Source organism: Brevundimonas sp. PAMC22021 (assembly GCF_019443405.1).
Taxonomy (GTDB): Bacteria; Pseudomonadota; Alphaproteobacteria; order Caulobacterales; family Caulobacteraceae; genus Brevundimonas.
Genome location: NZ_CP080376.1, coordinates 32,582 through 56,319 on the forward strand (window position 1 = coordinate 32,582; position 23,738 = coordinate 56,319).

Annotated in this window: 17 protein-coding genes, 1 pseudogene and 1 other annotated feature; of the genes and pseudogenes, 4 read left to right on the plus strand and 14 right to left on the minus strand. The window is 64.6% G+C overall.

What is annotated here, in order from left to right; genetic code table 11:
• Positions 1-51 precede the first annotated feature (51 nt).
• The 5 genes from KY493_RS00135 to KY493_RS00155 form a co-directional block, all read right to left on the minus strand.
• Entirely contained in the window at positions 52-1,758 is a 1,707-nt protein-coding gene (locus KY493_RS00135) for a M56 family metallopeptidase (RefSeq protein ID WP_219897006.1), read from the minus strand.
• On the minus strand, positions 1,755-2,132 hold the full coding sequence (locus tag KY493_RS00140; protein ID WP_219897007.1) for a BlaI/MecI/CopY family transcriptional regulator: 378 nt from the start codon (positions 2,130-2,132) through the stop codon (positions 1,755-1,757). Before KY493_RS00140 ends, KY493_RS00135 begins: the two co-directional genes overlap by 4 nt.
• Before the next feature lie 192 nt (positions 2,133-2,324).
• Positions 2,325-3,848, minus strand: a complete 1,524-nt coding sequence (locus KY493_RS00145; RefSeq protein ID WP_255567927.1) for a serine hydrolase — start codon at positions 3,846-3,848, stop codon at positions 2,325-2,327.
• A gap of 133 nt (positions 3,849-3,981) precedes the next feature.
• Positions 3,982-5,295, minus strand: a complete 1,314-nt coding sequence (locus tag KY493_RS00150; RefSeq protein WP_219897009.1) for a HAMP domain-containing sensor histidine kinase — start codon at positions 5,293-5,295, stop codon at positions 3,982-3,984.
• Between the two features lie 23 nt (positions 5,296-5,318).
• Complete coding sequence (locus tag KY493_RS00155; protein WP_219897010.1) at positions 5,319-6,002, minus strand: response regulator transcription factor; 684 nt, start codon at positions 6,000-6,002, stop codon at positions 5,319-5,321.
• Positions 6,003-6,346: 344 nt separating this feature from the next.
• On the opposite strand from KY493_RS00155, the gene KY493_RS00160 reads away from it, so the two are divergent.
• Positions 6,347-7,708: an Hsp70 family protein gene (locus tag KY493_RS00160; RefSeq protein ID WP_219897011.1), complete on the plus strand. Its 1,362-nt coding sequence runs from the start codon at positions 6,347-6,349 to the stop codon at positions 7,706-7,708.
• 156 nt (positions 7,709-7,864) lie between these two features.
• On the opposite strand, the gene KY493_RS00165 is transcribed toward KY493_RS00160, so the two are convergent.
• From KY493_RS00165 to KY493_RS00195, 7 genes and pseudogenes are all read right to left on the minus strand, one after another.
• Positions 7,865-8,254, minus strand: a complete 390-nt coding sequence (locus KY493_RS00165) for a hypothetical protein (protein ID WP_219897012.1) — start codon at positions 8,252-8,254, stop codon at positions 7,865-7,867.
• Between the two features lie 574 nt (positions 8,255-8,828).
• Entirely contained in the window at positions 8,829-9,125 is a 297-nt protein-coding gene (locus tag KY493_RS00170) for a hypothetical protein (RefSeq protein WP_219897013.1), read from the minus strand.
• An 84-nt stretch (positions 9,126-9,209) separates the two neighbouring features.
• Entirely contained in the window at positions 9,210-10,058 is an 849-nt protein-coding gene (locus KY493_RS00175) for a hypothetical protein (RefSeq protein ID WP_219897014.1), read from the minus strand.
• A 1,378-nt stretch (positions 10,059-11,436) separates the two neighbouring features.
• Positions 11,437-11,676, minus strand: a pseudogene (locus KY493_RS00180) (SulP family inorganic anion transporter); the annotation flags it as partial.
• A gap of 51 nt (positions 11,677-11,727) precedes the next feature.
• Positions 11,728-11,778, minus strand: a sequence feature (sul1 is cis-regulatory element that is thought to sense ions involved in sulfur or methionine metabolism; They are found in Alphaproteobacteria).
• Between the two features lie 89 nt (positions 11,779-11,867).
• Positions 11,868-13,334, minus strand: a complete 1,467-nt coding sequence (locus KY493_RS00185) for a serine hydrolase (RefSeq protein ID WP_219897015.1) — start codon at positions 13,332-13,334, stop codon at positions 11,868-11,870.
• Between the two features lie 246 nt (positions 13,335-13,580).
• A complete protein-coding gene (locus KY493_RS00190) occupies positions 13,581-15,602 on the minus strand; it encodes a PAS domain-containing sensor histidine kinase (RefSeq protein ID WP_219897016.1) in 2,022 nt (673 codons plus the stop codon).
• Between the two features lie 223 nt (positions 15,603-15,825).
• On the minus strand, positions 15,826-18,438 hold the full coding sequence (locus KY493_RS00195) for a PAS domain-containing protein (protein ID WP_219897017.1): 2,613 nt from the start codon (positions 18,436-18,438) through the stop codon (positions 15,826-15,828).
• Between the two features lie 637 nt (positions 18,439-19,075).
• Here KY493_RS00195 and KY493_RS00200 point away from each other — a divergent pair.
• The gene (locus tag KY493_RS00200) at positions 19,076-19,501 is read left to right on the plus strand and encodes a DUF2141 domain-containing protein (RefSeq protein ID WP_219897018.1); all 426 of its coding nucleotides are present in this window, start codon (positions 19,076-19,078) and stop codon (positions 19,499-19,501) included.
• Positions 19,502-19,526: 25 nt separating this feature from the next.
• A complete protein-coding gene (locus KY493_RS00205; RefSeq protein WP_219897019.1) occupies positions 19,527-21,008 on the plus strand; it encodes a carotenoid oxygenase family protein in 1,482 nt (493 codons plus the stop codon).
• Between the two features lie 3 nt (positions 21,009-21,011).
• Here KY493_RS00205 and KY493_RS00210 read toward each other — a convergent pair whose 3' ends face one another.
• Entirely contained in the window at positions 21,012-21,788 is a 777-nt protein-coding gene (locus KY493_RS00210; RefSeq protein WP_219897020.1) for a LytTR family DNA-binding domain-containing protein, read from the minus strand.
• Positions 21,789-22,400: 612 nt separating this feature from the next.
• Here KY493_RS00210 and KY493_RS00215 point away from each other — a divergent pair.
• A complete protein-coding gene (locus KY493_RS00215) occupies positions 22,401-22,934 on the plus strand; it encodes a hypothetical protein (protein ID WP_219897021.1) in 534 nt (177 codons plus the stop codon).
• 118 nt (positions 22,935-23,052) lie between these two features.
• Here KY493_RS00215 and KY493_RS00220 read toward each other — a convergent pair whose 3' ends face one another.
• The gene (locus tag KY493_RS00220; protein ID WP_219897022.1) at positions 23,053-23,679 is read right to left on the minus strand and encodes an HAD hydrolase-like protein; all 627 of its coding nucleotides are present in this window, start codon (positions 23,677-23,679) and stop codon (positions 23,053-23,055) included.
• Positions 23,680-23,738: the final 59 nt, after the last annotated feature.

The following is a 23,738-nucleotide window of genomic DNA, read 5'->3' on the forward strand; positions in this document are numbered from 1 at the left end:
TCGATCGCTCCCGTGGGGGGCGGTTCGGCGCGCAGGCTTCAGGCGTTCAGTTCAGCGGCTGGATGGCGGGGGAGGCGGCAGCACCGGCGGCGTTGGGGGCGTGCCCGCGGACGGCTGGAGGATTCCAGGCGAACTTCGCGGAGGACGAGGGCGCTCACCCATCAGGGCGGAGCGGCGCAAGGCGTCCGCGTCCGTGATCCCCTCCGCCTCCATCTGGCGGACGTAGCGTGCGTCGACTCCAGCAATCCTCAGGCCCACCACCTCGTCGATCGAGAGGTCAGTCAACCCGGCGGAGGCCAGATCGCGCACCCAGGCGCCGTCGACGCCATGCACCGCCATGGACGTCGCCTGGCTATAGGACAGGCGTTCGTAACCCGCGATCCGCATGCCCCGCACCCACTCCGGAGTGACGTCGTGGATGGCCAGGGTGGTCAACTGGCCGGCCGACAGGCCGCGCACCCAAGGCAGCTCCCGCGCCAACGCTTCGATCCACTCCGGGGTCACGCCGTGCAGGCGCATCGAGGCCAGCGCCTCCGGCGACAGCCGGGCCGCGCTCGCCGTGGCCTGTGCCTGCGGCGCCGCCTGCAATGAAGGCTTAATTTCCGGGGCGACGCCCTGCGCAGCTGCGTCTGCCTGCACATCCGCGTCGAGGACCTTTTCTCCGGCCGGGCTCGGTTGGTGTTGCGGACCGACCGTAGGCGAAGCGGGATTGGGCGCCGCCATCACGATCGATCGTGGCGATCCGGCAGCCCCAGGCGCGAGTGTCCGCATCTGCATAGGCGTGAATGCCGCAAGCGGTAGCGCCAAGGCGACGGCGGCCAGCAGGCCTGCGGCGACCTGGACAGGTCGCGCTGGGTCGCGTCGAGCGCCCCGGTCCAGTACGCGGCTCAGGCGACGCTTCAGTGATCCCCTGCCGGGCGCCACGCCGTGAGCGGCCAAGGCTTCGCCCCGTTCCCCGCGGGCGAAATCGACCAACATGCCGGCATAGTCCGGACCATCCACATCCCCACGCAGGACCACGTCGTCGGCAGCCTCCTCCCGCAACTCATGCGCCTGCCGAGCCAGAATCCAGACGAGCGGATTAAACCAGAAGACGGCTGCTGCAATGCGGGCGATCAGCAGGTTCACCCAGTCCATCCGAACCACGTGCGCAAGCTCGTGGGCCAGGATCGCCTCAGCCCGATCGGGCGTGCGCAGGGCGCCGGCGCTTAGCACAATGGTGGGACGCAACAGGCCCCAACTGACCGGCGAACCGAGCTGCTCGCTGCGCAGCAGGGCCGTTCCCTGCTTCACGCCCATACGATGTTGAGCCAGAGCCAGAGCTTCCAGCCAGTCGCGATCGGTGAGCACCGCGGCCTCGCGCTGTAAACGGAACAGGCGAACAAGGCCCACGCCCAGTCCGCTGACCAGGAAGGCGGCGCCGGCGAACCACGCGAGAAGCAGCAGGCGGCCAGCGTCAACGACCGGCGCCACGGTCGTCGCCGTCTGCACGATCCCCACGGACGCCGGCTCCCCGACGATGATCGATGGCGCTGCAGCAAAGGCGTCCCGGGTCCAAACGCCCGCGACCTCGACCTGTGGGCCGAACAGAACCAGTAGCGGCATGGCGGCGGCCACCAGCAGGCCAAGATGCGCGATCAGCGCGCGTTGCGACGCCGGCAGCCGCTTCGACGCCGCTACCAGACCCAGCGCAATGACCGTCGCGGCGGCGCCCTTCACGGCGACCTCAATCAGGAGTTCCGGCGAGACAGCGATCATGACCGGCCCTCTTTCCGGGCTTCGGCGATCAGTCGTTCAAGCTCGTCCAGTTCCTCATCAGGTAGCGGGCCGCTCATGCCCAGCAGGGCGCTGGCGGCGCCCGCCGCGGAACCGTTGAAGAAGGTCCCGACCAGCTGGATCAGCGCCGACCTCGTCGCCTCGGCCTGCGGCACTTGCGGCGCATAGACGATGCCGCGCGGCGTATCGCGCCGCGCAACCAGCCGCTTGGCCTCCAACCTGGCGAGCATGGCGCGCACAGCTGACGCGGTCAGGACGTCAGGCAGGGCTTCGCGCACCTCCGCCACGGTCGCCTCGCCGCGCCTGTACAGCACATCAACGATCTGTCGTTCCCGTGGGGCCAGCGTCTGCAGCATGCTCGTTCTCCTCAAGCTACATTTGCAGCCTGCGCTACAAATGCAGCGCCCGTCAACCGAACGCCGGATGAAGCTTTCGCAATGTTCGGAAGATTGACGCAGCATCAATGCTCAAGCCAACGCAGCGGAGCCCGCACACCGGCCGGACAGGGTTTGCTCGCCACCAGAGCCGTTGTTCCGTTGGGTCGCGACTCAGCTCCCCGCTCCGACAGGCCGCAAGCGAACAAAGCTGGGCAGCATGAAAACGGCGCTTCCATCCATGCCCTGCGCCACCAGCTGGCCCACCAGCCCGCCGTCTTGCGGCACGACCTTCAGCGCCAGTGCATGCGAGGCCCGCGCAGCCTCCGGGATGTTGCTGGAGCTCTCAAGGCGGCCGGTGAGGGCCCCGTCCTCAAAGGCGGCCTGAGCCAGGCGCGTTTCCGCCCGATCCCCCATTTGCACGGTGACCTCGCCGCTCTCCTGAAAGCTCAGGGTAATCGGCTGCTCGCCGGCGTAGTTCGTTACAGCGCCAACCCATCGGCCGCGGAAGGGGATGGGCTGGGGAGCGGGCGAGGCGGGCTCGGAGGCCAGCTCCACCAGCTCCGGCGCAACGACCTCGCGGATCGCCTGCCCGATCTTGCCGAGCGGCGCGGAAGCGTTCGCGAGAAGCACGAAGGCGAGCTTCTGCTCAGGGAAGAAGGCCATGACGCTGCTGACGCCAGGCTGGCCCCCGGAATGCCAGATCTGGGGGTGACCGTTACTCGTTGATACAATCCAGTTCGCGCCAATGTCCCTGCGCGGCGCGCCCGGGGGCGTCGGCATCGGATAGGCGCTCGCCGGGCGCTGCATCTCCAGCCGTGTCGCCGAGCTAAGGATCGGCTTCTGATCGGGCAGGGGCGTGCCCATGTGGAAGGCGAGGAAGCGCGCCATGTCGTGGGCGCTGGCCCATACGTCGCCGGAGCCGGGATGATCCGTCCTGTAGAACCGCATGGGGTTGCGGTCATTGTCGTAGCGAACGGCCGCGTCGACGTCCCCGGGCAGGCCCACCGCGCTGTGGCTCATGCCGAGTGGGTCAAACACTTCGCGCCGCAGATATTCGCCAAAGGACAGGCTGGAGGTCTGAGCGATTGCGGCGTCCAGGATCTTCATGCCGATGTTGGAGTATTCAAAGCGGGTATTCGGTGGAAAGACGACCATCCCGAACTTGGAGAGGGTTGCCTCTGACCCGGCCGGCTCCGAACCATCGAGATAGAAGTTGCCGTATTGGGGCAGCCCGGCCGAGTGGGACATGATGCGGCGGGCCGTCACCTGGTCGGCGTCAAACCCATTGTGGGCGAGCCTGGCGCCGCCGAGGTAGCGCTCGATCGGAGCGTCGATGTTGAGCCGACCGGCTTCGTGAAGCTGCATGACCGCGGTGGCTGTGATCGGCTTGGTCATGGAAGCGAGCGAGTAGGGCGTGTGGGCGGTGGCGGGGACCTGTCGCTCTCGATCGCCGTAGCCGAAGGCTTCCTCCCACACGATCTCCCCATTCTGAACGACAGCCACGGCGATCGAAGGCACGTTGGCCTCTTGCATCGTCTGTTGGATGACCCTGCGCACCTGCTCAAACGGGGTCTGAGATCGATATCCAGCCTCTGTCGAGCCTGCGGCCTGCGCGAAAGAGGCCGTGGGCGCGCCAACGGCGACGCCGAGAGCCGCTAGGCTCACAACGGCGAAACAGAAGGTTCTCAGCTGCATCAGAGTTTCCGTGTCCAGAACATCAGGTTCTGCCGTAGGTCGGCGAGACCTACGGTTAGCCCTCGCGGCTGACGGCGACCTGTCGTGCAGGTTCGAAGCGCGACAGCCAGCGGACAGCTTGGGCGCGGGCTATTCAGCCGGTGCGGGCGCCCGGCTCTGGAAATTGCAGGCTGAAGATCGTCCTTGCGCCATCACGACGCCAGGACACCTCTCCTCCCAATCCCCGCATGACCTCGCGCGTCAGATGAAGGCCGAGCCCCGATCCGCCGGTCGCGCCGTCGCCCTGGGCAAACGCCTCGAACAGGCGCGGCTGCAGGAGTTCGGGCACGCCCGGCCCTTCATCGATCACCTGAAGCTGCCCGTCGCTTAGGACGACGGTGATCAGACCGTTGTCGCCGCCGTGCTGAACGGCGTTGCTGATCAGGTTGGTGATAGCCCGAATGACCGCTTCGGGATCGCCGGAGACGATAACAGGGTTCTGCGGCGCTTCGAGCGCCAGCTCGTAGCCGGCGCTGATGGCCATGGGCGCCAGGGATGAGACGACCTCCTTCGCCAGCGCGGTCAGGTTGAGCGCGGCCCGGGGTCTATTTGGAACCGAGAACCGCTCCAGATCCAGCATCTGCTCGGCGAGGCGGGAGACCCGCAGGACGGCTGTTCGGAGAGCTTCACGTTCATGGTCCGGACCGGACAGAGTGTCGATGCGGAGAGACAAGACGGCCAGCGGCGTTCGCAGTTCATGCGCCACGTTGGAGATCAGCCGCCTTCCCCGGCCAAGTTCGACCTCAAGACGCTCAAGCGCGCCGTTGAAGGCGCGAGCGAGCGGCAGAAGCTCGGGCGGCGCCCGGCTCTCGTCCAGTCGGCGGCCGACATCGTCGGGTTGGATGGAGGCCGCCTCATCAACGATCGGACGAACAGCGCGCGACAACAGGGGGATCGCCCCCAGCAGCGCGATCGCGCTGAGCACGCCGAGGCCGAGAATGACCGCGACAAGAGGCGCCAGCGAAAAACTGCGGAGGGCGTCGGCTGAGGTGACGGTCTCCGGATCCACCCCGCCAACGGCCAAGAGGATCGAACGGCCATCGATGTCGCGCCGCTCTATCGCAACCTCAGGCAGGAGTGCGCCGAAGGATGCGCCGCTGCCCTCTGTGGGATCCGTCGGCAAGCCAAACAGTCGCCGGATCGGCGGCGGCGGGTCGCCCAGCACGAGGAAGCGCTGCCCGTCACCGCCGACCAGCCATAGCGCAGGATTTCGCGCGGCAAGCGATGCGAAGGCCCCCTCGGCCGGAATGACCCATCTGCCGCCCTCGAACGTGAGCTCTTCACGGGCGAACTCGAGCGCCAGGTTTGCCCCCGCCAGACGCGTGGTCCGCCCCTCCGAAACGCTGATACCGGTCGCGATCGCGATTGTGAGGACAAGGACGGCGAGCAGAGCGGCGACTGCACGCAAGGCCAGTGATCGTGGCCACTTCATCATGCGCGTAGCATGTAGCCCACGCCCCGTATGGTCCGCAGGTCAACTCCAGCGCCCTCCACCTCGAGCCTTCGACGTAGACGGGAGATCTGGGTCTCGAGCGCGTTGCCCGAGACCTCGTCGTCCCAGCCGTAGACCTCGGCCTCCAAGTGGTCCCTTTGCACGACTCGGCCGGCCTTGCAGATCAGGACGGCCAGCAGGGCCAACTCCCGCCGCGGCAGGGGCAGTGGTCTGCCTGACACGCGCACATCGCGGCTTATCGTGTCGAAGGTGAGATGGCCGGCTTTGACAGTCGTTTGGTCCCCGCGATCGACGGGCCGGCGGCATGCGGCGCGTACGCGGGCATGCAGCTCGGCCACAGAGAAGGGCTTGACCAGGTAGTCGTCTGCGCCGGCATCCAAGCCTTCGATCCGGTCAGCCACGTCATCGCGAGCGGTCACAAAGATGATGGAGGGGCGAGGCGTTCGGGACCGGGCGGCCGCCACCAGGGCTATGCCGTCGCCGTCGGGCAGACCGCGATCCAGAAGGATGAGCCGGTAGGAACGCTGAAGAACAGCCTCGAAAGCATCTGCAAGCGAGGTCACATGATCCACCGGCCACCGGTCCTGCTCAAGCGCGAAGACCAGCGCTCGCCCAAGTGCGGGATCGTCTTCAACCAACAAGAGGCGCGCGCCGTCGTTCACACATCCAGCGTATCGCACTTTCCTGTCGCGAAGCTGGCTACATTGCTGACACGGACGAGTGTCCATGTTCCAGACCAAACGGCAATGACTACTCCTGGCGCAAAGCCCGTGATGACATCCTGCCGAGCGCGCCGTCGTGAGTTGAGACAGGTCCGGCTGGCATCAGGCGCGCCGGCGGAAAAGCCGTTTCGCTGGAAGCCTTACCGCGCCTTCATTAACCGCCGACGTGTCGCCGCCCTTCAACAGGCGCAGTCCGGATGTCCGCCACATCGCCTCGCACATTCGGGAGGCGCTCGTCGTACTTCTGGGCAAGAGCCTCGCCATATGCGACGCGCATCCTGGTCATGACCTCCTCATCCTCCGCGACCACGATCGGCATCGACTTCGGCACCACGAACACCGTGATCGCCGTGACCGGACCAGACGGCGAAGTCGAGGTGCTGCGCCTCGCCGCGCCCGAAGGGGAGCTCGCCGCCTTCCGCTCCGCTCTGAGTTTCCAGCTCCATCCAGGTGAGGACGGCCGGACACCCGAGCGTGTGGTGCAAGCCGGTCCATGGGCTATCGAGGCCTATGCCGAGGATCCGCTGGAGACCCGCTTCATCCAGTCCTTCAAGACCTTCGCCGCCAGCGCCGCCTTTACGGAAACGGTGATCGACAACAGGCGCTACAAGTTCGAGGATCTGCTCTCGGCCTTCCTCCTCAGGCTCCGCCATCATGCCGGGGCAGCGATGGACGCTCTGCCGCCGCGCGTCATTGTTGGCCGTCCGGTAACCTTCGCCGGCGGTTCCCCTGATCCTGACCTGGCGCTTAGCCGTTATGAGGCCGCCTTCCGCCGGCTGGGCTTCAACGACATCCGCTATGCCTATGAGCCGGTTGGCGCGGCCTTCTTCTTCGCTCGAACCCTGAAGACAGCCGCGACGGTGTTGGTGGCCGACTTCGGCGGGGGCACGAGCGACTTCTCCGTGGTTCGGTTCGAGCCGTCTTCCGAAGGATTGAAATCGACGCCGCTGGCCCGTTCCGGGGTCGGCGTGGCGGGAGACGCGTTCGACTACCGGATCATCGACCAGGTGGTCTCGCCGCAGTTGGGCAAGGGCGGCGACCATCGCAGCTTCGACAGGGTCCTGCCCATACCTCAACGCTACTACGCCGCCTTCGCCCGGTGGGATCAACTCGCCCTGCTGCGGAATTCCCGCGACATGCGCGACATCCGGGCGCTCGCCCGGAGTGCGCTGGAGCCGGACAAGATCGAGCGGCTGATCGAGGTTCTCGACGACAATCATGGCCATGCCCTCTACCAGGCGGTCTCCCGACTGAAGTTCGATCTGTCGCGCGACGAGGTTGCGAGCTTCTCCTTTGTCGCGGGCTCGGTCCGTATCGAGCGGTCGGTCAAGCGGTCCGAATTCGAGGCCTGGATCGCTCCGGAGCTCGCCGCCATCCAGACCGCCGTGGACGAGGCGATCCGACGGTCAGGCTTGGAGCCCAGCCAGATCGACCGCGTTTTCCTGACGGGCGGCACCTCCTTTGTCCCCGCGGTCCGCGAGATCTTTCATCGGCGTTTCGATCCTGCCCGGGTCGAGACCGGAGGCGAGTTCGAGTCCATAGCCTCGGGACTGGCTCTGATTGGTCGCGAAGCGGATATAGACCTGTGGAGCAAGCGCTCCTCGTCTGGCGAGGCGGCCCAAGCCGCGGCTACTGCGGGCCGTTGATGGGGGCGGTCAGGGCAGGGTGTCGCAACCGAGGAGCGCGCCGCCTCCAGGGCCAAGGTCTCGACTCCACGTCTGGCGCGTGTGGACCTTTCGAAGCGACCTTCCTCGTCCGTCTGGTCGGCAGTTCTTCAGCACGCGGCAAAGCTCGCGACCGGGTCAGCCGTCCTCGGTCGCGCCATCCGCCACACCCACGCACCGCTGCACCGCCGCGCCGTTCGCGCCTACCTGCGTTCGTGGGGCGATAGAGCTGACCGTCCGCCCGTCGTCGGCGTAGGTCGCCAGGAACTGACACCCGGTCGCGAGATCGGTCAGCACGAACACGCCGGGCTGGTCGGTCGGCGTCCGCGCCAGCTGGGCGCCAGCGATGGAGCGAAGCGCACCAGCGGGATCCTGGACCGCCTGCTGGATCTGGGCGCCATGTTGGTTCGCCAGCTCGACCGTCCGCCTCGTGCTGGCCACCGTCTCCTCCACCTCCCGAAGGGCGGAGGTGTCGATCGGGTCGCATGCGCCGAGCAGCAGGGCGGAGGCGGCGAGGGCGAGCATCATCTGAGCCCCGAGCTAGCGATCGAGGTCAAAGAAGTCTTCTTCCTCCGTTACCTCGCCGTAGACGCGACATTGGCGGACGATGTACTCGAAAGAGCCTCACCGGAAGCCAACGAGTGGGTGGGCTTTCGGGCTCTCAACCGCGTACAGCGCGGGAAGTACGCTCACTGCCTTCAGGCACATGGGGTGATGGACGGGCGAGATTATGCCGCTTGCCCAGATACGCTCTACCTAGGCCTGTTCGACAAGCGCGCCGCTGCTCTGAAAAGCAGCAAGGGCCTCTCAAAGAGCGCCAGTCTGCGGGACAATCTCTCAGCGGATGAGCTGGCTTTCGTGGCCTCGGGTGAGACCTTGGCGCGCGAACGCATCGACGAGGAAGGTGCAGATGGTGGCGAGGCCTGCCGTATCGCAACGCGGCGATCCGTTCGTAATCTACGACGTGGCATGGAGATGGATCGCAATGATCGGAGGGGCCGGACGCCTCCTCCGGCAAATGAGAACCTAAAGCCGGACACCGCCGCTTGAAGTTCCAGCCCCGGTCTCACGGCCGGGGCCCACCCTCACTATCTAAGGGAAGCTATAGGTTCATCCCCACCGCCACCGCCACGGCGATCACCGCCGCGATGACGACCACCAGCCCGACAATCACTGCGGCGCCGGCTTTGAACTGCGCCTTCTGGGACGCTCGGTTGCGTGCCTCGTCCAGGTACCAGAGCCCCGGCTGAGCCTCAACAATTGCCTTGCGCTTTGACAGCTCCCTCACGGCGTAGCTGGCCAGCCTCTTGGACAGCGGCGCCCCAGCCTCCCTGAGGTGCTTCTTCACCTCCTCCTGCTGCTGCATGAGGAGGATGATCGTGGTGGTGGCGGCGCTCATTCGCCGGGCCTTCTGAGGGTCTCTCGTCTGGACGTGAGCCAGGCAGCAGTCAGCGACTTTCCTGATGCCGGAAGCTATCCAGTCTTAGGATATCGGGTCCACTGCCGATTGGAGAGGAGCTGAACGCAACGGGCTGCGAGATCCCGGCGGACTGCTTGGCCTGTACATGCAATCGGCATCGAAACCATGGTGGAGTCCGAGGAATCGGCTGTTGTACGGTGTGCCTTCAACATCTGGGTCGCCCTCTGCGAAGAGACGGCCTGACGTCTCTGTCCGGTGCCTGACTGTGGGATCCACACCATCGTACTCCATGGACGCCCAGAAGATCAGGCTACTTTCGCCCGCGTTTACGCGACGAAACTCCTCCACGGGAATGTTGAAGTGGGTGTTGCTGAAGACTTCATACTCCGGCCCGATCTGTCCGCCGACTACGGTCCAGTTCGCCCGCTCAGGGAAGTCGAAGGTGGACCAATCGAAATCCTGCGGCTTGGCCGCCCAGCCGATGAATGTTCTAAAGTTCTTAGCTGGCGTCTTTCCCACGTTACGCCAAGTCAAACGTAGTGTGACATTGTCAATCCTGCCGTCGACGACCCAGCGTGTGAAATGCACATGGGTGTTCTCCACGTATGGCCGCAGTTCTAGAGCTGACGTCTCTCGCGCGTGATTGACCGCCTCCAAGGCCGCATCGGCAGCGACTCTCGCCGCGTCTGTGGCCTGGGCCGCGATCCGAAGGTTGAGGAAGAGGAGGACGTTCCCGAGCAGCGCACCGAGAACGCCCAGTACCGCCCATCGCCCTGACTGTTCAGAAGCGAGCACGTCTCGAAGCTGGAGATTGTCATCGGCTACAGCGGGCTGCAGCAGCACCCAGGCCGCTGCACCAAGCAGACCGACACCGGCGATGATTGCTGACCATATCCCGACCCGTATCCACATGAGTTTCCCCCTAAGCCAGTCGCGCGTAGTTCATGCGTTCAATCGAGAGTGCGGCGGCTGAATAGCGACCGTAGCTGCGTTAGACGGAAGCGCCACAGCTCCGCACGTGCGCTCCTCGCCATCCGCCGGGCTGATTGAGTTCGCCGCGCATATTCCCACAGCAGCCCGTCAGGCATGCCCTCACGCTTCATCCTGCGAAGGCGCCGTCGCTTCTGTCGAGCCATGGCGCTGAACGTCTCAAAGACGGTCTTCTGCGGCGACATGACCCTTCCCTCTCCGTGTAGACAGCTACAATGCTACCGGCTCAAAGGCCTTGGTTCAGATTCGGTCCAGCACGGCTCCAACGCCCGTTCCAGCCGCTCAGCCCACTGGGCAAGAGGCGTTCCGAGGTTGCTCTCGACCTCCACGCCATAGACGGTGCTGCGGGTCCATACCGGTCTCTGCGCCCAGAGCTTGAAGCGCGCTCCATCGAGTACGACGTCTTCCGAATTGTCGATGGATCGCCCGTAGTGCGGCACGTCGCTCATGGGTACCGGCAGGTCTTCGAGTTCGTGGAGGATGCTCACAGCGCCTGGGCAGGATGCAGTGGACACCCATGAGATCGTGTTGCTTCGGCCGCCAGCTGCAGTGGTCCGCCTGACGGTCATCTGACGGAGCGGGCCGGTGTACAAGCCCAAGGTTTCGGAGCGCATCCTTGAAGGCCGCCAGACTTCCAGAACGGCGAACGGCAACCTGCCCTCGACGTCGTCCAATGCGGTGATTTAGGGTCGAAATCGTCGGAAGGCCCATACAAGCCCGACGACGCCAGCAGGATCGCTGTCGCTGCCGCCGCACCGATCATGTCGCCTCCCCCTTGTAGATAGCTAGACGAGTCTCTTCGGGCAGGTAGCTGCCTGATCAGAACAGCGCCGCAACCCAGCCTGCGAGACCTACAAGCCCGGCAAGGCCCCACACCCGTAACGCACGCTCGCCCTTATGGCGGCGAAGGCGGCGGGCAATGGCAGTCGGCATAACGCCCTCCTGAACAGCCCCCCGGCCGAGCGCATGACGCCCCCGGCGTGGTTACCGGTAGGTTAAACGCGAGCGTTGTTCTGTCAACCGACCTTCGCGGCTGTACCGCTGCCGCCGTAGGCCTTCCCGCAGGCGCGCGGTGTAGGCGTCGCAAAGTCGCTCTGAGAGCGCGTCGATCCACTTGCGCATCAGCGCCAAGCGCCCGGCCTGCTGAGCCGGTTCCGCCGTCATCCACAACATCCACAATCTCGGAAGTGGTCTGGTCAAAGTGCTTGAGGTTCGGCTCCGTCTCCCTGGAGCTTACCGCCGCCAAGCGGCTAGAGCAGATGCGCGCGCTCGGCTGACATGTCCCGCAGGTGTTCCGCCGGACCATCAGCAACGCCGTCGCCCCGCTGGCGGCCGAGATCATCGCGGGGCGGCCGCCGACAAAGGCTATGGTCATCGCAATGATGAAGCTGGCGTAGAGGCCGACCGCTGGATCGACCCCGGCGATGTTGGAATAGGCGATGGCCTCCGGGATCAAGACCAAGGCGACGACGGTGGCGGCCAGCAGGTCACGGCGTGGGTTAGCGAGCCACTGCTGGCGCGCGGAAGCGATGAGGGACACGGGATCCAGTCTGTCGGTTGGAACGGCTCGCGCGCGGCGGTGCCTCGTTCCTGTTTCCCGAGGGATCGGCGCCCAGGGTAGCCACCCGTTGCCGGGTCCTGATGACAAATGTGCAGATGCAGCAAACTGGCCGCTGGGGCGACCTCTGGCAATGTCCGCTATGGGTGGAAAGCGGACATTAGCTTTGGGGTTTACTTGATGTTCGTGGTTCCGATTGACGCAAGCGCGGTTCTCGCGCTCTGGCTGTCGGGGTCCAGTCGAAGCGCTGCTTCATAACTGTGCTTGGCGTCCTGCTGTCGTCCGACGGCGAGATAGGCTTCGCCAAGGCTGTCATGAACGTTCGACGACTGCGGATGGGATGTGGCATTCCATTCGAAGACTAGGACTGCAGGATCCCTGAACCCTTTCCTCAGCAAGCTGTAGCCTAAACTGTTCAGCGCACTCTCACTGAGATCGTAGGCATCGGGGCCGGCGGCGACCGATATTTCATAGGCCGCCTGCATGCCAGTCAGGTCATTGCGTGCCGCGAGAGGCGTAATCAGGTCAGCCAAAAGACGCTTTGGGACAATCGTTTGCTCGCCATGGACGACCGAGAATAGGGCTCGCGCGAGCTCGAGTGAGGTGATGCCCTGCCAAAAGTTGCTCATGACAACGACGACGGTCCCATCATCGGCACGAACAAAGATTGTCTGGTAACCCGGGATGCTGCCGGTGTGGGTTTGCACGCTCATCTTCGCGCCGCCTGAGGCGGACCATTCTTCAATGCCCCAGCCCAGTCCGTAGCCGTTGCCGCGATCGGTGAACATTTGCGACCTAAGGGTTTGGGGCAGCAACTGGTCTCCGTTGAGTGCGCGGCTGAAGGCGAGCAAATCGTCCGCGTTAGAGTAGGCCGCCGCGGCGGCGTAGCTTACTGTAGGATCAACGATTATCGGGCGGATCATTCCGCCTGCGTCTGATCGCGTGTAGCCATTGACGAGCCGAGGCACCACGGTCGATCCGTCGAAGACGCCGCTGTGCGTCATGCCCGCTGGGATCAGCACCCGCTGCGTCAGCGCTTCAGTGTACGGCTGCCGCGTGACCTTCTCGACGATTAACCCGAGAAGGTAGAAGCCGTTGTTGTTGTAGCGCCACTTCCCTAGAGGGTCGATGATCTCGGGAGGAATCCAGGTCTTGGCGAAGACATCCGGCGTGAAACTCTGTCGCGCAGACACGCGCCAGAAGGGATCATTGTAGTTGGCTGGCAAATCTTTGATGCCGGACGTGTGTGAAAGTAGCTGCTGGACGGTTACGGATGCCGCGGGCGTCCCAGCGTAGAGGTCCGGCAGATATTCGCCCAGAGTTCCGTCCAGACTGAGCAGGCCGTCCTTCACGAGCGACAGGACCAGGACGGCAGTCAGAGGCTTGGTCAGAGATCCTACCCGGAAGACGTCCTGTCGCTGGAGCGGGGTATCAAGCTCCAGTGACGACTCGCCATAGGCTTCGTTCAGGACCACTCCCTGTGCATTCGCGACGAGGACGACGCCGTTGAAGCTTCGGTTACGCGCAAAGGCGGCTGTCGTGTCATGGAGTCGTGCTTCGACGTGAATGGAATCGACCGCCCAAGCACAGGCGGGAGCCACAGCTAAAGCGAGTGAGAGGAGGATAGTCGGGATGCGCATGGTCTATTCTGAGCCACCCGGCTCAGCTTCGAGCAAGTTAACAATCTGACAGCTGGATGGGTGGCGCCCTTACGTCCTTGAGACTGCGCCATATGACCAGCGCCTGCGTCGCCGCTAAGGGACCTGTGCCGGGTGGATCTCAGGGGAATGTCTGCAACGGGTCGTGAGGCGAACTGCGGCTAAGGGTGGGAACCCGACGTCAGCGTGGCGCTGCGCTCAAGCGAGGCTACCCTCACCGAAGCCGTACTAGGACGTCGCCACGAGGCTCAATAGGCTGGTGGCGAGTTCTGAGTTCCGGAAAGGCTTCGTGAGCCGCGGCAGGTCTGCAGCCAGACCTTCGGCCTCGGCATAGCCGGATATGATCAACACTCGCAGGGCAGGTCTGAGGCGGCGCGCCTCCTGTGCAAGGTCCGTACCGTTCATGCCTGGCATCAGGTGGTCGGTGATCAATACGTCAGGAGCCATGCCGGTCGACATCAAGTGCAGCGCCTGCTCAGCCGAAGCCGCTTCTACCACCTCGAATCCGAGGTCAATCAACATGTCCGCGGTGCTCATGCGCACCAGATCTTCATCGTCCACTAGGAGCGCCGTGCCGCGCGCGACCCGATCTACCGGCGCCGTTGCGGCGGGCTCCTCATTGTGGAGGACGACAGCATCACTGATGGGTAGGAAGAGCTCGACCCTAGCGCCGTCTCCGGGTGCGCTCTCGATTAGCATTCCGCCACCGAGCTGAGCTGCGAGGCCGTGCACCATTGAGAGACCCAGGCCGGTGCCCTTGCCGATGCCCTTGGTCGAGAAGAAGGGCTCAATGGCCCGCTGGAGAGTCGCCTCGTCCATGCCAGCGCCGGTGTCTATGACGGAAACGCGGACGTACCGACCCGGCGGCAGATTGGTCCTGTGTCCACGGCGAATGGTCTCGCATCGCGCCGAAACAGTAAGAACGCCCCCTTCCGGCATGGCGTCGCGCGCATTCACAGCCAGGTTCAAGAGCGCCATCTCGAGCTGGTTGCGGTCGGCCTTGGCTGGCGGCAGGTCCGCACCGACGTCAAGCCGGATTTGAATGCTTGGCCCAAGGGTTGATCCAATCAGACCAGCCATTCCGTCGATCAGAGCTGCGACATCGACGGCGGTCGGCTGCAAGGGCTGGCGGCGAGCAAACGCAAGCAGTCGCTGGACCAACGTCTTTGCTCGCTCGGCCGATTGCAGCGCGCCATCGATCAAGCGCCGCTCGCGTTCGCTGCCGACCTCGCGACGCACGAGCATATCCAGCGAGCCAATAATTGGCGTGAGTAGGTTGTTGAAGTCATGCGCGACCCCGCCCGTGAGGCTGCCCATCGCCTCCATCTTTTGGCTTTGGCGGAGCGCTTCCTGAGCCTCGGCGAGCTGCGCCTGTTCCCGCAGCCGCTGCGTTACGTCTGTCACGAATTGGTAGGTACCCGTCAAATCCCCACTCGCGTTCCTCAAGGGACGGAACTTCACTTCGTAGTACGGGCGGGTGCGGCCAAGATCGCCATAGTCTTCAATAAACGTGACCTCCTCGCCTGCCAGTCCACGACCCCAGCCCGCGCGCACCTGCGCCTGATGTTCGGGCTGGTTAGCGAGCAGCTCCAACATGTTGTCGCCGACCTTAGGCCGCACGCCGTAGATCCGCTCGAACTCGTCGGCGTTAGCCTTGTTGAGAGCGAGGATGGCGTAATCGAGAGACGCCGCCATGATCATCACGTCGGTCGTTTCGACGAGGCTCATCAGCAGCTCGCGCTCGTCTGACAGTCGGTGTTCGGCAGCCGTCCTATCTGTGGTGTCGAGCGCAGTGAGGAAGATGCCCTCGACTTGACCAGTCTCGCCCCGGATCGGCGCGAAGCTATAGTACCAGAAGCTCTCTACGAGACCGGAGCCGCGCTCCATCATGAGGCGCTCGTTTTCGGCGACCACGCCTTCGCCAGTATCAAGCACCTGCTGTGCCGACGCCGTAAGCGCCTGCCACATCGTCGGCCAGATCTCAGCCATTGTTCGCCCTAGAGCCCACGGGTGACGCGCGTCGAGGAAGGGCCGGTAGGCGTCGTTGTAAAGGAGCCGGAACTGCGGACCCCAGTAAATCGCGGTAACCGCTTTGGAGTTGAGGCACGTCGACAGCGCGGAACGCAGGGCCTGCGGCCACGTCTCAGGCCGACCAAGTGGAGAGCCCGACCAGTCGTGGGCGCGCAACAGGGAGCCCACTTCGCCGCCACCAGTCAGGAAATCTAAGGCCCTTGGGTTAGCACTGGACACGAATGTTCCTTCGAGGGCGCTTCCCCATCAACGGCGATGGTACGCTCTGTTGTAGATCATAGCGTGTGTTGTGCAACGCAGCCGCCGATGGTCTCTCGCAGACGTCGGCTAAGGGTCGGGAACCGTCTTATGCTAGCGTCCGGAAAGCTGACTTTCGAGCAGCACGCTGACTGTTGTGTTTCCGGCACTCAGTGAATGACCGATCCTGGCGCGAAGCTGACCTCTAGTCGCTAGCGCTTCCCGATGTCTCTCGGACTCGTTTGAGGGCCTCGGTGGCGACGCTCAGGCCGCTCGGAATCAAGGTCAGCGCGGCAATTGCCTGCGCGAGTTCTATTTGCCGAAAGGGCTTCAAGAGGCGCGGCAGGTCGGGCGCAATGCCGTCCACTTCAGCGTAGCCGGATATTATCAAGGCTTGGAGCGGGCGGGTCGCCACGACTTGGCGCACGAGATCCGCGCCGCTCAGGCCCGGCATCAGGTGGTCCGTGACGAGCAGGTCGGGCATGAGACCACCTTCCAACAGACGCCACGCTTCCTCGGCGTTGTGGGCCTCGACCACAGCATAGCCAAGGTCCGCAAGCATGTCGGCTGTAGAGCTGCGCACGAGGTCCTCGTCGTCAACCACGAGCGCCGTGCCTGATCGCGCCGGCCCTTGGAAGGGCTCGGCCGATTCAAGCGCATCAGCGACAGTCTCCGTTGTGGGCAGCCACAGCTCGACCTTCGTGCCGAGCCCGGGAGTGCTCAATACGACAAGCGCCCCGCCGAGCTGCGCCGCCAGGCCATGCACCATGGAGAGGCCCAGCCCAGTGCCCTTGCCGATCCCCTTGGTGCTGAAGAACGGCTCAACAGCACGCTTCAGCGTTTCATCATCCATGCCTACGCCCGTGTCGGCGACGGAGAGACGCACGTAGCGGCCCGGAGCCAGCGGACCGGGTTGCTCCTCGCCTATCCGTTCCGCAGCCGCCGAGATTGTGAGGCGCCCGCCATCCGGCATGGCGTCGCGCGCGTTCACGGCCAGGTTCAGGATCGCCATCTCGACCTGGTTGGCGTCAGCGAAGGCACGCGGCAGGTCGGCGTCCAGGTCGAACTCCAGCTGAATGGTGGGACCTGACGTGCTGGCGACGAGATCTTCCATGCCGGCCAAGAGCGCCGCGACATCCACGGCCTGGGCCTGCAGCGGTTGGCGACGCGCGAAAGCCAGAAGGCGTTGCACCAGGGTTTTAGCGCGATCAGCGGACTGGAGGGCCCCTTCGATCAGCCGCTGCTCGCGATCGCCGCCGACGCCCTTCCGCTGCAGCATGTCCAGCGATCCGACAATCGGCGTGAGCAGGTTGTTGAAGTCGTGAGCCACGCCGCCGGTTAGCTGACCCATCGCCTCCATCTTCTGCGAATGGCGCAGCGCCTCTTGCGATTCCGCCAGCAGCCGCTCCGCTTCGACATGCGCGGTGACCTCGATCGCGTGGTGAAATCCGCCGACGATTACCCCATCTGCATCACGCACGGGGCCGTGCGTGAGGTCCCAATGCAGCTTTGTGCGCGCGGGATCGCCGAACTGAACGCGCGTTGTGAAGGTCTCACCCGCGAGCGCTCGCTGCATCAGTTCCGTGATCTGCGGTTGCTCTTCCGGAATGAAGTAATCCGGAAAGCGCTGACCGATGTAAGACGGCGCGCCCTGCGTCTCGAAGAACTTCTGCGCATGGGGCGGGTTGAAGGCAGTGATCCGCAGGTCGTGATCGAAAGCCACGATGGGCCCAGGGTTCGACTGCACGATGTTCTGGTGCAGGAGCAGTTCGGACGTCGCCTCGGCCACCCGCTTTTCGAGGGTGTCTTTCAGCTCCCGCAGTGTTCGCTCAGCTCGCGCCCTCTCGATCGCGGCCTTCAGGCGTTCTCCAACGGCTTGGGCGAGTGTTTCCTCCGCGGGTGTCCAATCACGCGGCGTGCAGCTCTGCACGGCCAACAGGCCCACCCACTGCTCCTCCTGGAACAGAACGACGTCGATGAATGCGCAGACCTCGCGCGCCTGCAGGCCTGTCCGGGCGCCCCCGCTAAGCCGCTCGTCAGACTGGACGTCGCGGACCACGACCGGCGCACCCGCGCGGTAGGCCCGGAGCAGGTCTGGCCCGAAGGACTCCAGGGAGTGTACGCCCACGATGGAAGCCACGCCATCGGCGTGATCCTGCTCCACGGTCATCCAGCCTGCCGTTGAGATGGTCGCGTAGAAGACGCGGCTCGCTCCCAATTCTGAACCCAGGGCCTTGGCGGCGAGCATCAATAGGGCGGACGGGTCGTCGAGCGCACGCAGCTCGTCCGATAGCGCATACAGGAACGCGGCGTGGCGCTCGGCCTCCACGCGCTGGGTCGTCTCGCCCAGAATGCATATGACGCCTGCCGGATTGCCGGCCTCATCGAGAACGGGCGAATAATCCAGGTCCAACCAGACCTGCTCAGGCCGGCCGTGCCGGAGCAGCGTGAGTTCTTGGTCGCGGTAGTGGAGCGCGCCGCCAGCCAGGCCGACTGCCATGACGTTGTCGTTGAAGTCTGCAATCTCGGGCCAACCCTGTCGCACCTCGCTGCCGAGTAGGTCCGGATGGCGTCCACCAGCGAAATGAGAGTAGGCGTCGTTGTAGAGCATCACTCCCTTCTCGCTCCAAAGCATGACGATCGGTACGGGGGAACGGAGCAGGAGAGCAGTCGCCGTCTTCAGACACTGCGGCCAGTGAGCGATCGGTCCGAGCGCGGTTGCGGACCAATCTCTGGATGCGATCAGATCCCCGCAATCCGTACTTGCGCCGAGGAAGGCGGCCGAGACAGGAGCAAGTGCTGCGGCCGTGCCAGTCATCTAATCTCGGACTCGCTTTGGATGGGATTGCGGCGACGAGCCGTGCCAGTGGAAAAGTTGGCTACCCTACCGGATCATGCTCAGAACCGGAACCATGTACTGACTGAGTGAAATACCTTTCGGGGGGTGATCGGTTGTTGCCGCTGTCTCGGGGAGCGTTAGGGGCGCAGTTGCGTCGTGAGGTAAGGCCGCGCCAGCAGGCGAGGAACGCCAACTCAGAAGGCGAGGCAAGGACCTGACAAACGCGACAGGCAGGCACACTGACCGTTTGCCTGACCATCCACAAACGGGTCCGAGCTGCACCGAGTTCGATGCGCCGAATATCCGTTTACCGGCAAACAACCAGTGTTCGCTGTTGACGCGTAGGCGACGCAAACTCGATTGCTGTCAGCGCCGTTCCACCACCTCCATCCGCATTGAAAGTGTAGTCGGAAAGCGGGAATTCGTCGCGAACAACCGCGCCACCTCCACTGCCGCTGAGGTGAGTGTCCATTCACGCTTCGCGAACGGTGGTCACGGTTACTGGCGAACCAAACAAGGGCGGCAACGCAGTCGATGTGGCGAGACGAAGAAGCGGCCGACATCGTCAGGTGATCGGAGCCTGACCGTCGGGCTTCTCCCTCCCGAGGACGCCAAGATGATCCGCATCGCTTCCATCGCCGCCGCACTAACCCTGGTCACCATGCCCGTTCTGGCTCAAGAGGCCGCCGCCTCGCACCTGAAGATCACGTTTGAGACAGGGGCGTCGACTGGGTCGGTTATGATCGCCCTGTTCGACAACGAGAATGCGTTCAGCAACGGTGCGCCGGTCGCCAACGCCAAGCTCGACGTGGCAGCGGGCGAGAGCGACGCGGCGTTCGAGGGTCTGCCGACCGGTCGCTACGCTTTCAAGGCTTTCCACGATGTCAACGGCAATGGGCGGATGGACACCAATCCGTTTGGCATGCCCGTCGAACCCTTCGCCTTCTCGAACAACGCGGTGGGCAACATGGGGCCGGCCAGCTGGGAGCGCGCCAGCTTCGATCTGGCGGGCGACACCGTCCAGACCGTCCGCATTCACTGATGTCACATCGCAGAAGAAACGCCGTATGCTTGCTTCACGCCGCAGTTTCCTAACCAGCGCCGCCGCTTTGTCGGCTGCCGTGATTACCCCTGAGACCGTGCGCGCCATGGCGGCGATGCAGGTCGCGGACCGCCACGGTCTCGCCGACTGGGCCCCGGCGACGGCCGATCTCGAGGCGGATGTCACGCGCCAAGCGATGCGTCGTGTCCATGGCCGCGCACCGGCGGCGCTGGAGGGCGTGCTGTTCCGCAACGGACCAGGCAAGTTTCGACGGCCGGGCGGAAGCGCGACGCACTGGTTCGATGGCGACGGCCTGATGCGGGCCTTCCGCTTGAGGGACGGGCAGGCGACGATCGAGGCTCGTTTCGCGGACACGGCCAAACGACGTCACGAGAGCGAGTTGGGCGCAGTGGTGACGCCTGGGTTCGGCACGGTGGGAGACAGCCGGGCGGAAATCGCCTCGCCGGACGATGCGAACGCGGCCAACACCGCGGTCCTGCCGCTGGGGGAAACGGTCTGGGCCTTGTGGGAAGGCGGTTCGCCCCTGGCGATGGGCGCGGGGGACCTGAGCACACGAAACATCGTCACACTGCGGGACGATCTAAAAGGCATGCCGTTTCAGGCCCACCCCCGCTTTGATCCGGACGGCACGATCTGGAACATCGGTCTGGCCGGAGACCGTATGGTGGTGTGGCGACTGAACGCCAACGGCGGATTGCGCTCGGCCGAGGTCATACGCCTGCCGCGCGCCAGCTACATGCACGACTTCACGGCGTCGTCGCGACATCTGGTGATCGTGCTGCAGCCCTGGGTGTTCGAGCGCGACACGATGCCGTTCATGAACCGCTTCGCCTGGAAGCCCGAGATGGGCACGCAGGTGATGGCGATCGACAAGGCGGACCTGAGCCGGACGCGGATCTACGACCTGCCGGCCTTCAGCTACTTCCATCTGGGCGACGCCTGGGAAGATGCGGATGGAACGATCCGGTTCGATGTCGCGGCGGGCAAGGACGTGCGGTTCGCCTTGGACGGGGCTCGCGTTCTTGTTCAGCAGCATGGGACGGTTCCGGCAGAGCCGGCGGCGTTGTCCTTGGTGACCCTGCACGCGGACGGACGGGCGGAGATGGTGTCCTCAGGTGTGACGGCGGAGTTTCCGAAGGCCAACCCGCGCGTCGCCGGTCTAACGCGCCGCTTCACCTCCCATGTGGCGGGTGAGACCGGCGGGCGGCCGTTGCCCACCGGTTTGGCGGTTCAGGACTGGAAGACCGGTCGCTCCGACGGCTTCTCGTTCGGCGAGAGCCAGATCATGGAAGAGGCCGTCTGGGTCCCGAAGCCCGGCCGATCGGGAGAACTGGACGCCTGGCTGGTCGCGCCGTCGATTAATCTGGCGGAGGGCGCGACCGAACTGCACGTGTTCGAGGCCGGGAGGGTTGCGGATGGACCTGTGGTCAGCTGGCGGGCCGACATCGCTCTTCCGGCGGGTTTCCATGGGGCTTGGGCGGTGTAATCCTCAGTACCAGCCAGCGTCCCTGAGCGCGCGCGCGTACCTGCGGCTGACCGGAGCCTCAACGCCGCCCGCAAGGGTCAGGGTTGCGCGGCCGTCACCGCGTTTGACATCGCGGACGGCGCCGCGGGCGACCCACCAGCCGCGATGGGTCTGGGCGCCTTCGAGACCCTCGAGCTCGGCCAGGGCGTCAGACAGGCGCATCAGAATGAGGTCGGATCCGCGATCTGTGTGGATGCGTAGATAATGATCTTCGCTCTCGACGGCGTGGATGGCGGCGCCTTTCAGCTTAGGGGGCAGACGATCGGGGAACCGAGCATTGGAGGCGCCGGCTGGGGCGGCGTGGGTCTGGACCGGCTGCCGCTGAAGGAAGACGTTGAGGACGCTCACGACGGCTGTCACCACCAGAACTGGTGAAATGAAATGCACTAGGCGAGCGATCGCCGGATGCCTGCCCTGCTCGAACCAGAAGACGGTGTAGGCCCAAACAACCACAGTCAGGGGCAAGCCGATGGCGAGGGTCAGGGCGAATGCGGCGAGCCAAGGCTGACGGTCAAGATCAATCCAGCGCTCCAGCTGCCGCGAGCAGACGTGACCCCAGACCGCACCGGCGAGCATCAGCGGCAGCCAGTAGATCAGACGCTGACCAAACCCTGCACCCGTCATGCCGAAAGCACCAGTGAAGGCGAGCATCCCGCCGGCCGACAGTGCGATCGCGGCTCCCTTGAGCAGGCTGCGGTCGATCGAGAAGGAGAGATGCTGCGAGGTTGATGGGTCAGTCATGAGCGCCTATCGCGGACGTGGTCGGCCATCCTTGCGCGAGCTGCAACGGCAAGGATCACACCGCTAGCTAGGCCGCGATCCGCGTGTAGCGCAACTGGCGTCCCGCTGTAGCGATCTCAGACAGTCTCCATGAGCTCAGCCCGGCGGCTGCTCCCGGGCTCGATCAGATACGCCCTCCGCAATGTACGATCCGGCAGAGCACGAGGACCTGCTCCTTGGCGTCGCCATGACACCGGACGAATGCTCGCTTCTCGCTAGGAGGCCAGTTTCCGCTCCTGGGGCGTAGCAGCGGTCTGACTGCGATTGCTGGGCTCTCAGCAGGGAGCCAAATCAATCAGGGGCGTCGAGCAAGCCGGCGCCTAGTAGAAGGGTGATGACGCACGCGCGCGCGCCGAGCGGTTTAATTCCCGGGGCGTCTTGCCGGCTTCCTCATCCCTTCCTGCCGTCGAGCATCTCATCGGCGCCGGCTGCAGGGGCGCCAAGCGGCGCGTCCTTCATAGCGTCACGGCCGCGAGCCACCGCGAAACGTGCTTCAACGCGTGAGGCGGGATTACGAGGAATTCACTGGTGGGAGAACTCTGATCGATTAGGTGCGGTCTGAAGGAGATTGCGATGCGCGCCCTGTCGACTGCCCTGATCACGATGACCGCCACGCTCGTCGCCGCCGCTTGCGCCCCCGTTGTGGCCGGTGGACCGCCAATGGCGGTCCTGCCCGGCTTGCAAGAGACGGCCCAAGTCAGAAACATCTACATGTCGAGCGACTGGCTACGTGCTGAAGACGACTTCGAAGACACTTTCGTCGACGAGGTGGGCGATGAGTTGCAGCGCTGCATGTGGGGAACTGCGCCCGTTGATGTTCGCATCCATCTTGATCATCTTGACCGTGACGGTCGCCTGGCCAGGCTTCTCAACGGCGGCGGCGAACATCGACTGTCCGGCACCGTCGAGTTCGTCGATCCAAATCGCAACAACGCTGTTGTTGGGCGATTTCCGGTCTCAACCGTTGTTCGCGACAGCGGCGGCCTGGCCGGGTTGGTCGCGGACCGGCAGATGATGGTGTCCGAAGCGTTTGGTCGCGCCACCTGTGAGGAAGGGTTTGGTCGCAACCCGCGCGGGCCGCGCGTCACGAACGCGACCGCCGGTTAGAGCGTCCTCCAAAGCTCCGACGCCTAGGCCTGCCATCGCGCTTTAGTTGCGTGGGGAATCTAGGCCGCAATGTGAACCGGTCGGCGGTTCACCAGTGTCTGATCCTGGCGCAGAGCCCCTAAGCGAGAAGAAGGTCGCCGACTTCGGCGGGCGTTGTAGCGACAGAATCCGGCAGGGCGCCAGACAGGGTTTCCGCGGCGCCGTAGCCCCAGGACACAGCCACCGATGCAATCCCGGCCCTGTGCGCCGCATCGATGTCCCTGACTTCATCGCCGACGGCGCACGCTCGGGCCGGCTCGATTTCCAGTTTCCTGAGAAGTGAAGTGAAGCGGTGGCCTTTGCCGAAAAGGGAGGCGCCGCAGCTGAATGCTGACACGAGCGATGCGCTCGCTCCTAAAACCGCTCGAACGTTGGGCTCACCGTTTGAGCTGACGATGGCTATGCGAGTGCCCCGATCTTGCAATCGCTGCAGCATCGGGCGCACGCCGTCGAAGAGCTGGATCTGGTCTGCGTCCGAAGCCATGCGGTTGCGCAGACCCGCCGCGATCCCGGGCAGGCGGAGTGGCGACACGCCCAGAGCCTTTACGACCTCTCGAGTCGGAAGTTTGCGAAGCCGCTCAATCTCGGCGGCGTCTGGAGCGCGAAACCTGTGTCGCCGAGCGAGTTCAGGAAGCTGATCGGCGAACCAGGCTGCGCTGTCAGCGAGAACTCCATCGAAGTCGAAAAGCGCGATTCGGTAGGCCATCGAAGACGCTTACCGTGAATGTCGGAAGCTTGTCTGTGGCGAGGTGTCCGGTTCTGACG

Excerpts from the sequence above, each read along its gene's own strand:
- KY493_RS00135 (WP_219897006.1), bottom strand. The coding sequence starts at position 1,758 with ATGATCGCTGTCTCGCCGGAACTCCTGATTGAGGTCGCCGTGAAGGGC.
- KY493_RS00140 (WP_219897007.1), bottom strand. The coding sequence starts at position 2,132 with ATGCTGCAGACGCTGGCCCCACGGGAACGACAGATCGTTGATGTGCTG.
- KY493_RS00145 (WP_255567927.1), bottom strand. The coding sequence starts at position 3,848 with ATGCAGCTGAGAACCTTCTGTTTCGCCGTTGTGAGCCTAGCGGCTCTC.
- KY493_RS00160 (WP_219897011.1), top strand. The coding sequence starts at position 6,347 with ATGACCTCCTCATCCTCCGCGACCACGATCGGCATCGACTTCGGCACC.
- KY493_RS00165 (WP_219897012.1), bottom strand. The coding sequence starts at position 8,254 with ATGATGCTCGCCCTCGCCGCCTCCGCCCTGCTGCTCGGCGCATGCGAC.
- KY493_RS00170 (WP_219897013.1), bottom strand. The coding sequence starts at position 9,125 with ATGAGCGCCGCCACCACCACGATCATCCTCCTCATGCAGCAGCAGGAG.
- KY493_RS00175 (WP_219897014.1), bottom strand. The coding sequence starts at position 10,058 with ATGTGGATACGGGTCGGGATATGGTCAGCAATCATCGCCGGTGTCGGT.
- KY493_RS00185 (WP_219897015.1), bottom strand. The coding sequence starts at position 13,334 with ATGCGCATCCCGACTATCCTCCTCTCACTCGCTTTAGCTGTGGCTCCC.
- KY493_RS00195 (WP_219897017.1), bottom strand. The coding sequence starts at position 18,438 with ATGACTGGCACGGCCGCAGCACTTGCTCCTGTCTCGGCCGCCTTCCTC.
- KY493_RS00200 (WP_219897018.1), top strand. The coding sequence starts at position 19,076 with ATGATCCGCATCGCTTCCATCGCCGCCGCACTAACCCTGGTCACCATG.
- KY493_RS00205 (WP_219897019.1), top strand. The coding sequence starts at position 19,527 with ATGCTTGCTTCACGCCGCAGTTTCCTAACCAGCGCCGCCGCTTTGTCG.
- KY493_RS00210 (WP_219897020.1), bottom strand. The coding sequence starts at position 21,788 with ATGACTGACCCATCAACCTCGCAGCATCTCTCCTTCTCGATCGACCGC.
- KY493_RS00215 (WP_219897021.1), top strand. The coding sequence starts at position 22,401 with ATGCGCGCCCTGTCGACTGCCCTGATCACGATGACCGCCACGCTCGTC.
- KY493_RS00220 (WP_219897022.1), bottom strand. The coding sequence starts at position 23,679 with ATGGCCTACCGAATCGCGCTTTTCGACTTCGATGGAGTTCTCGCTGAC.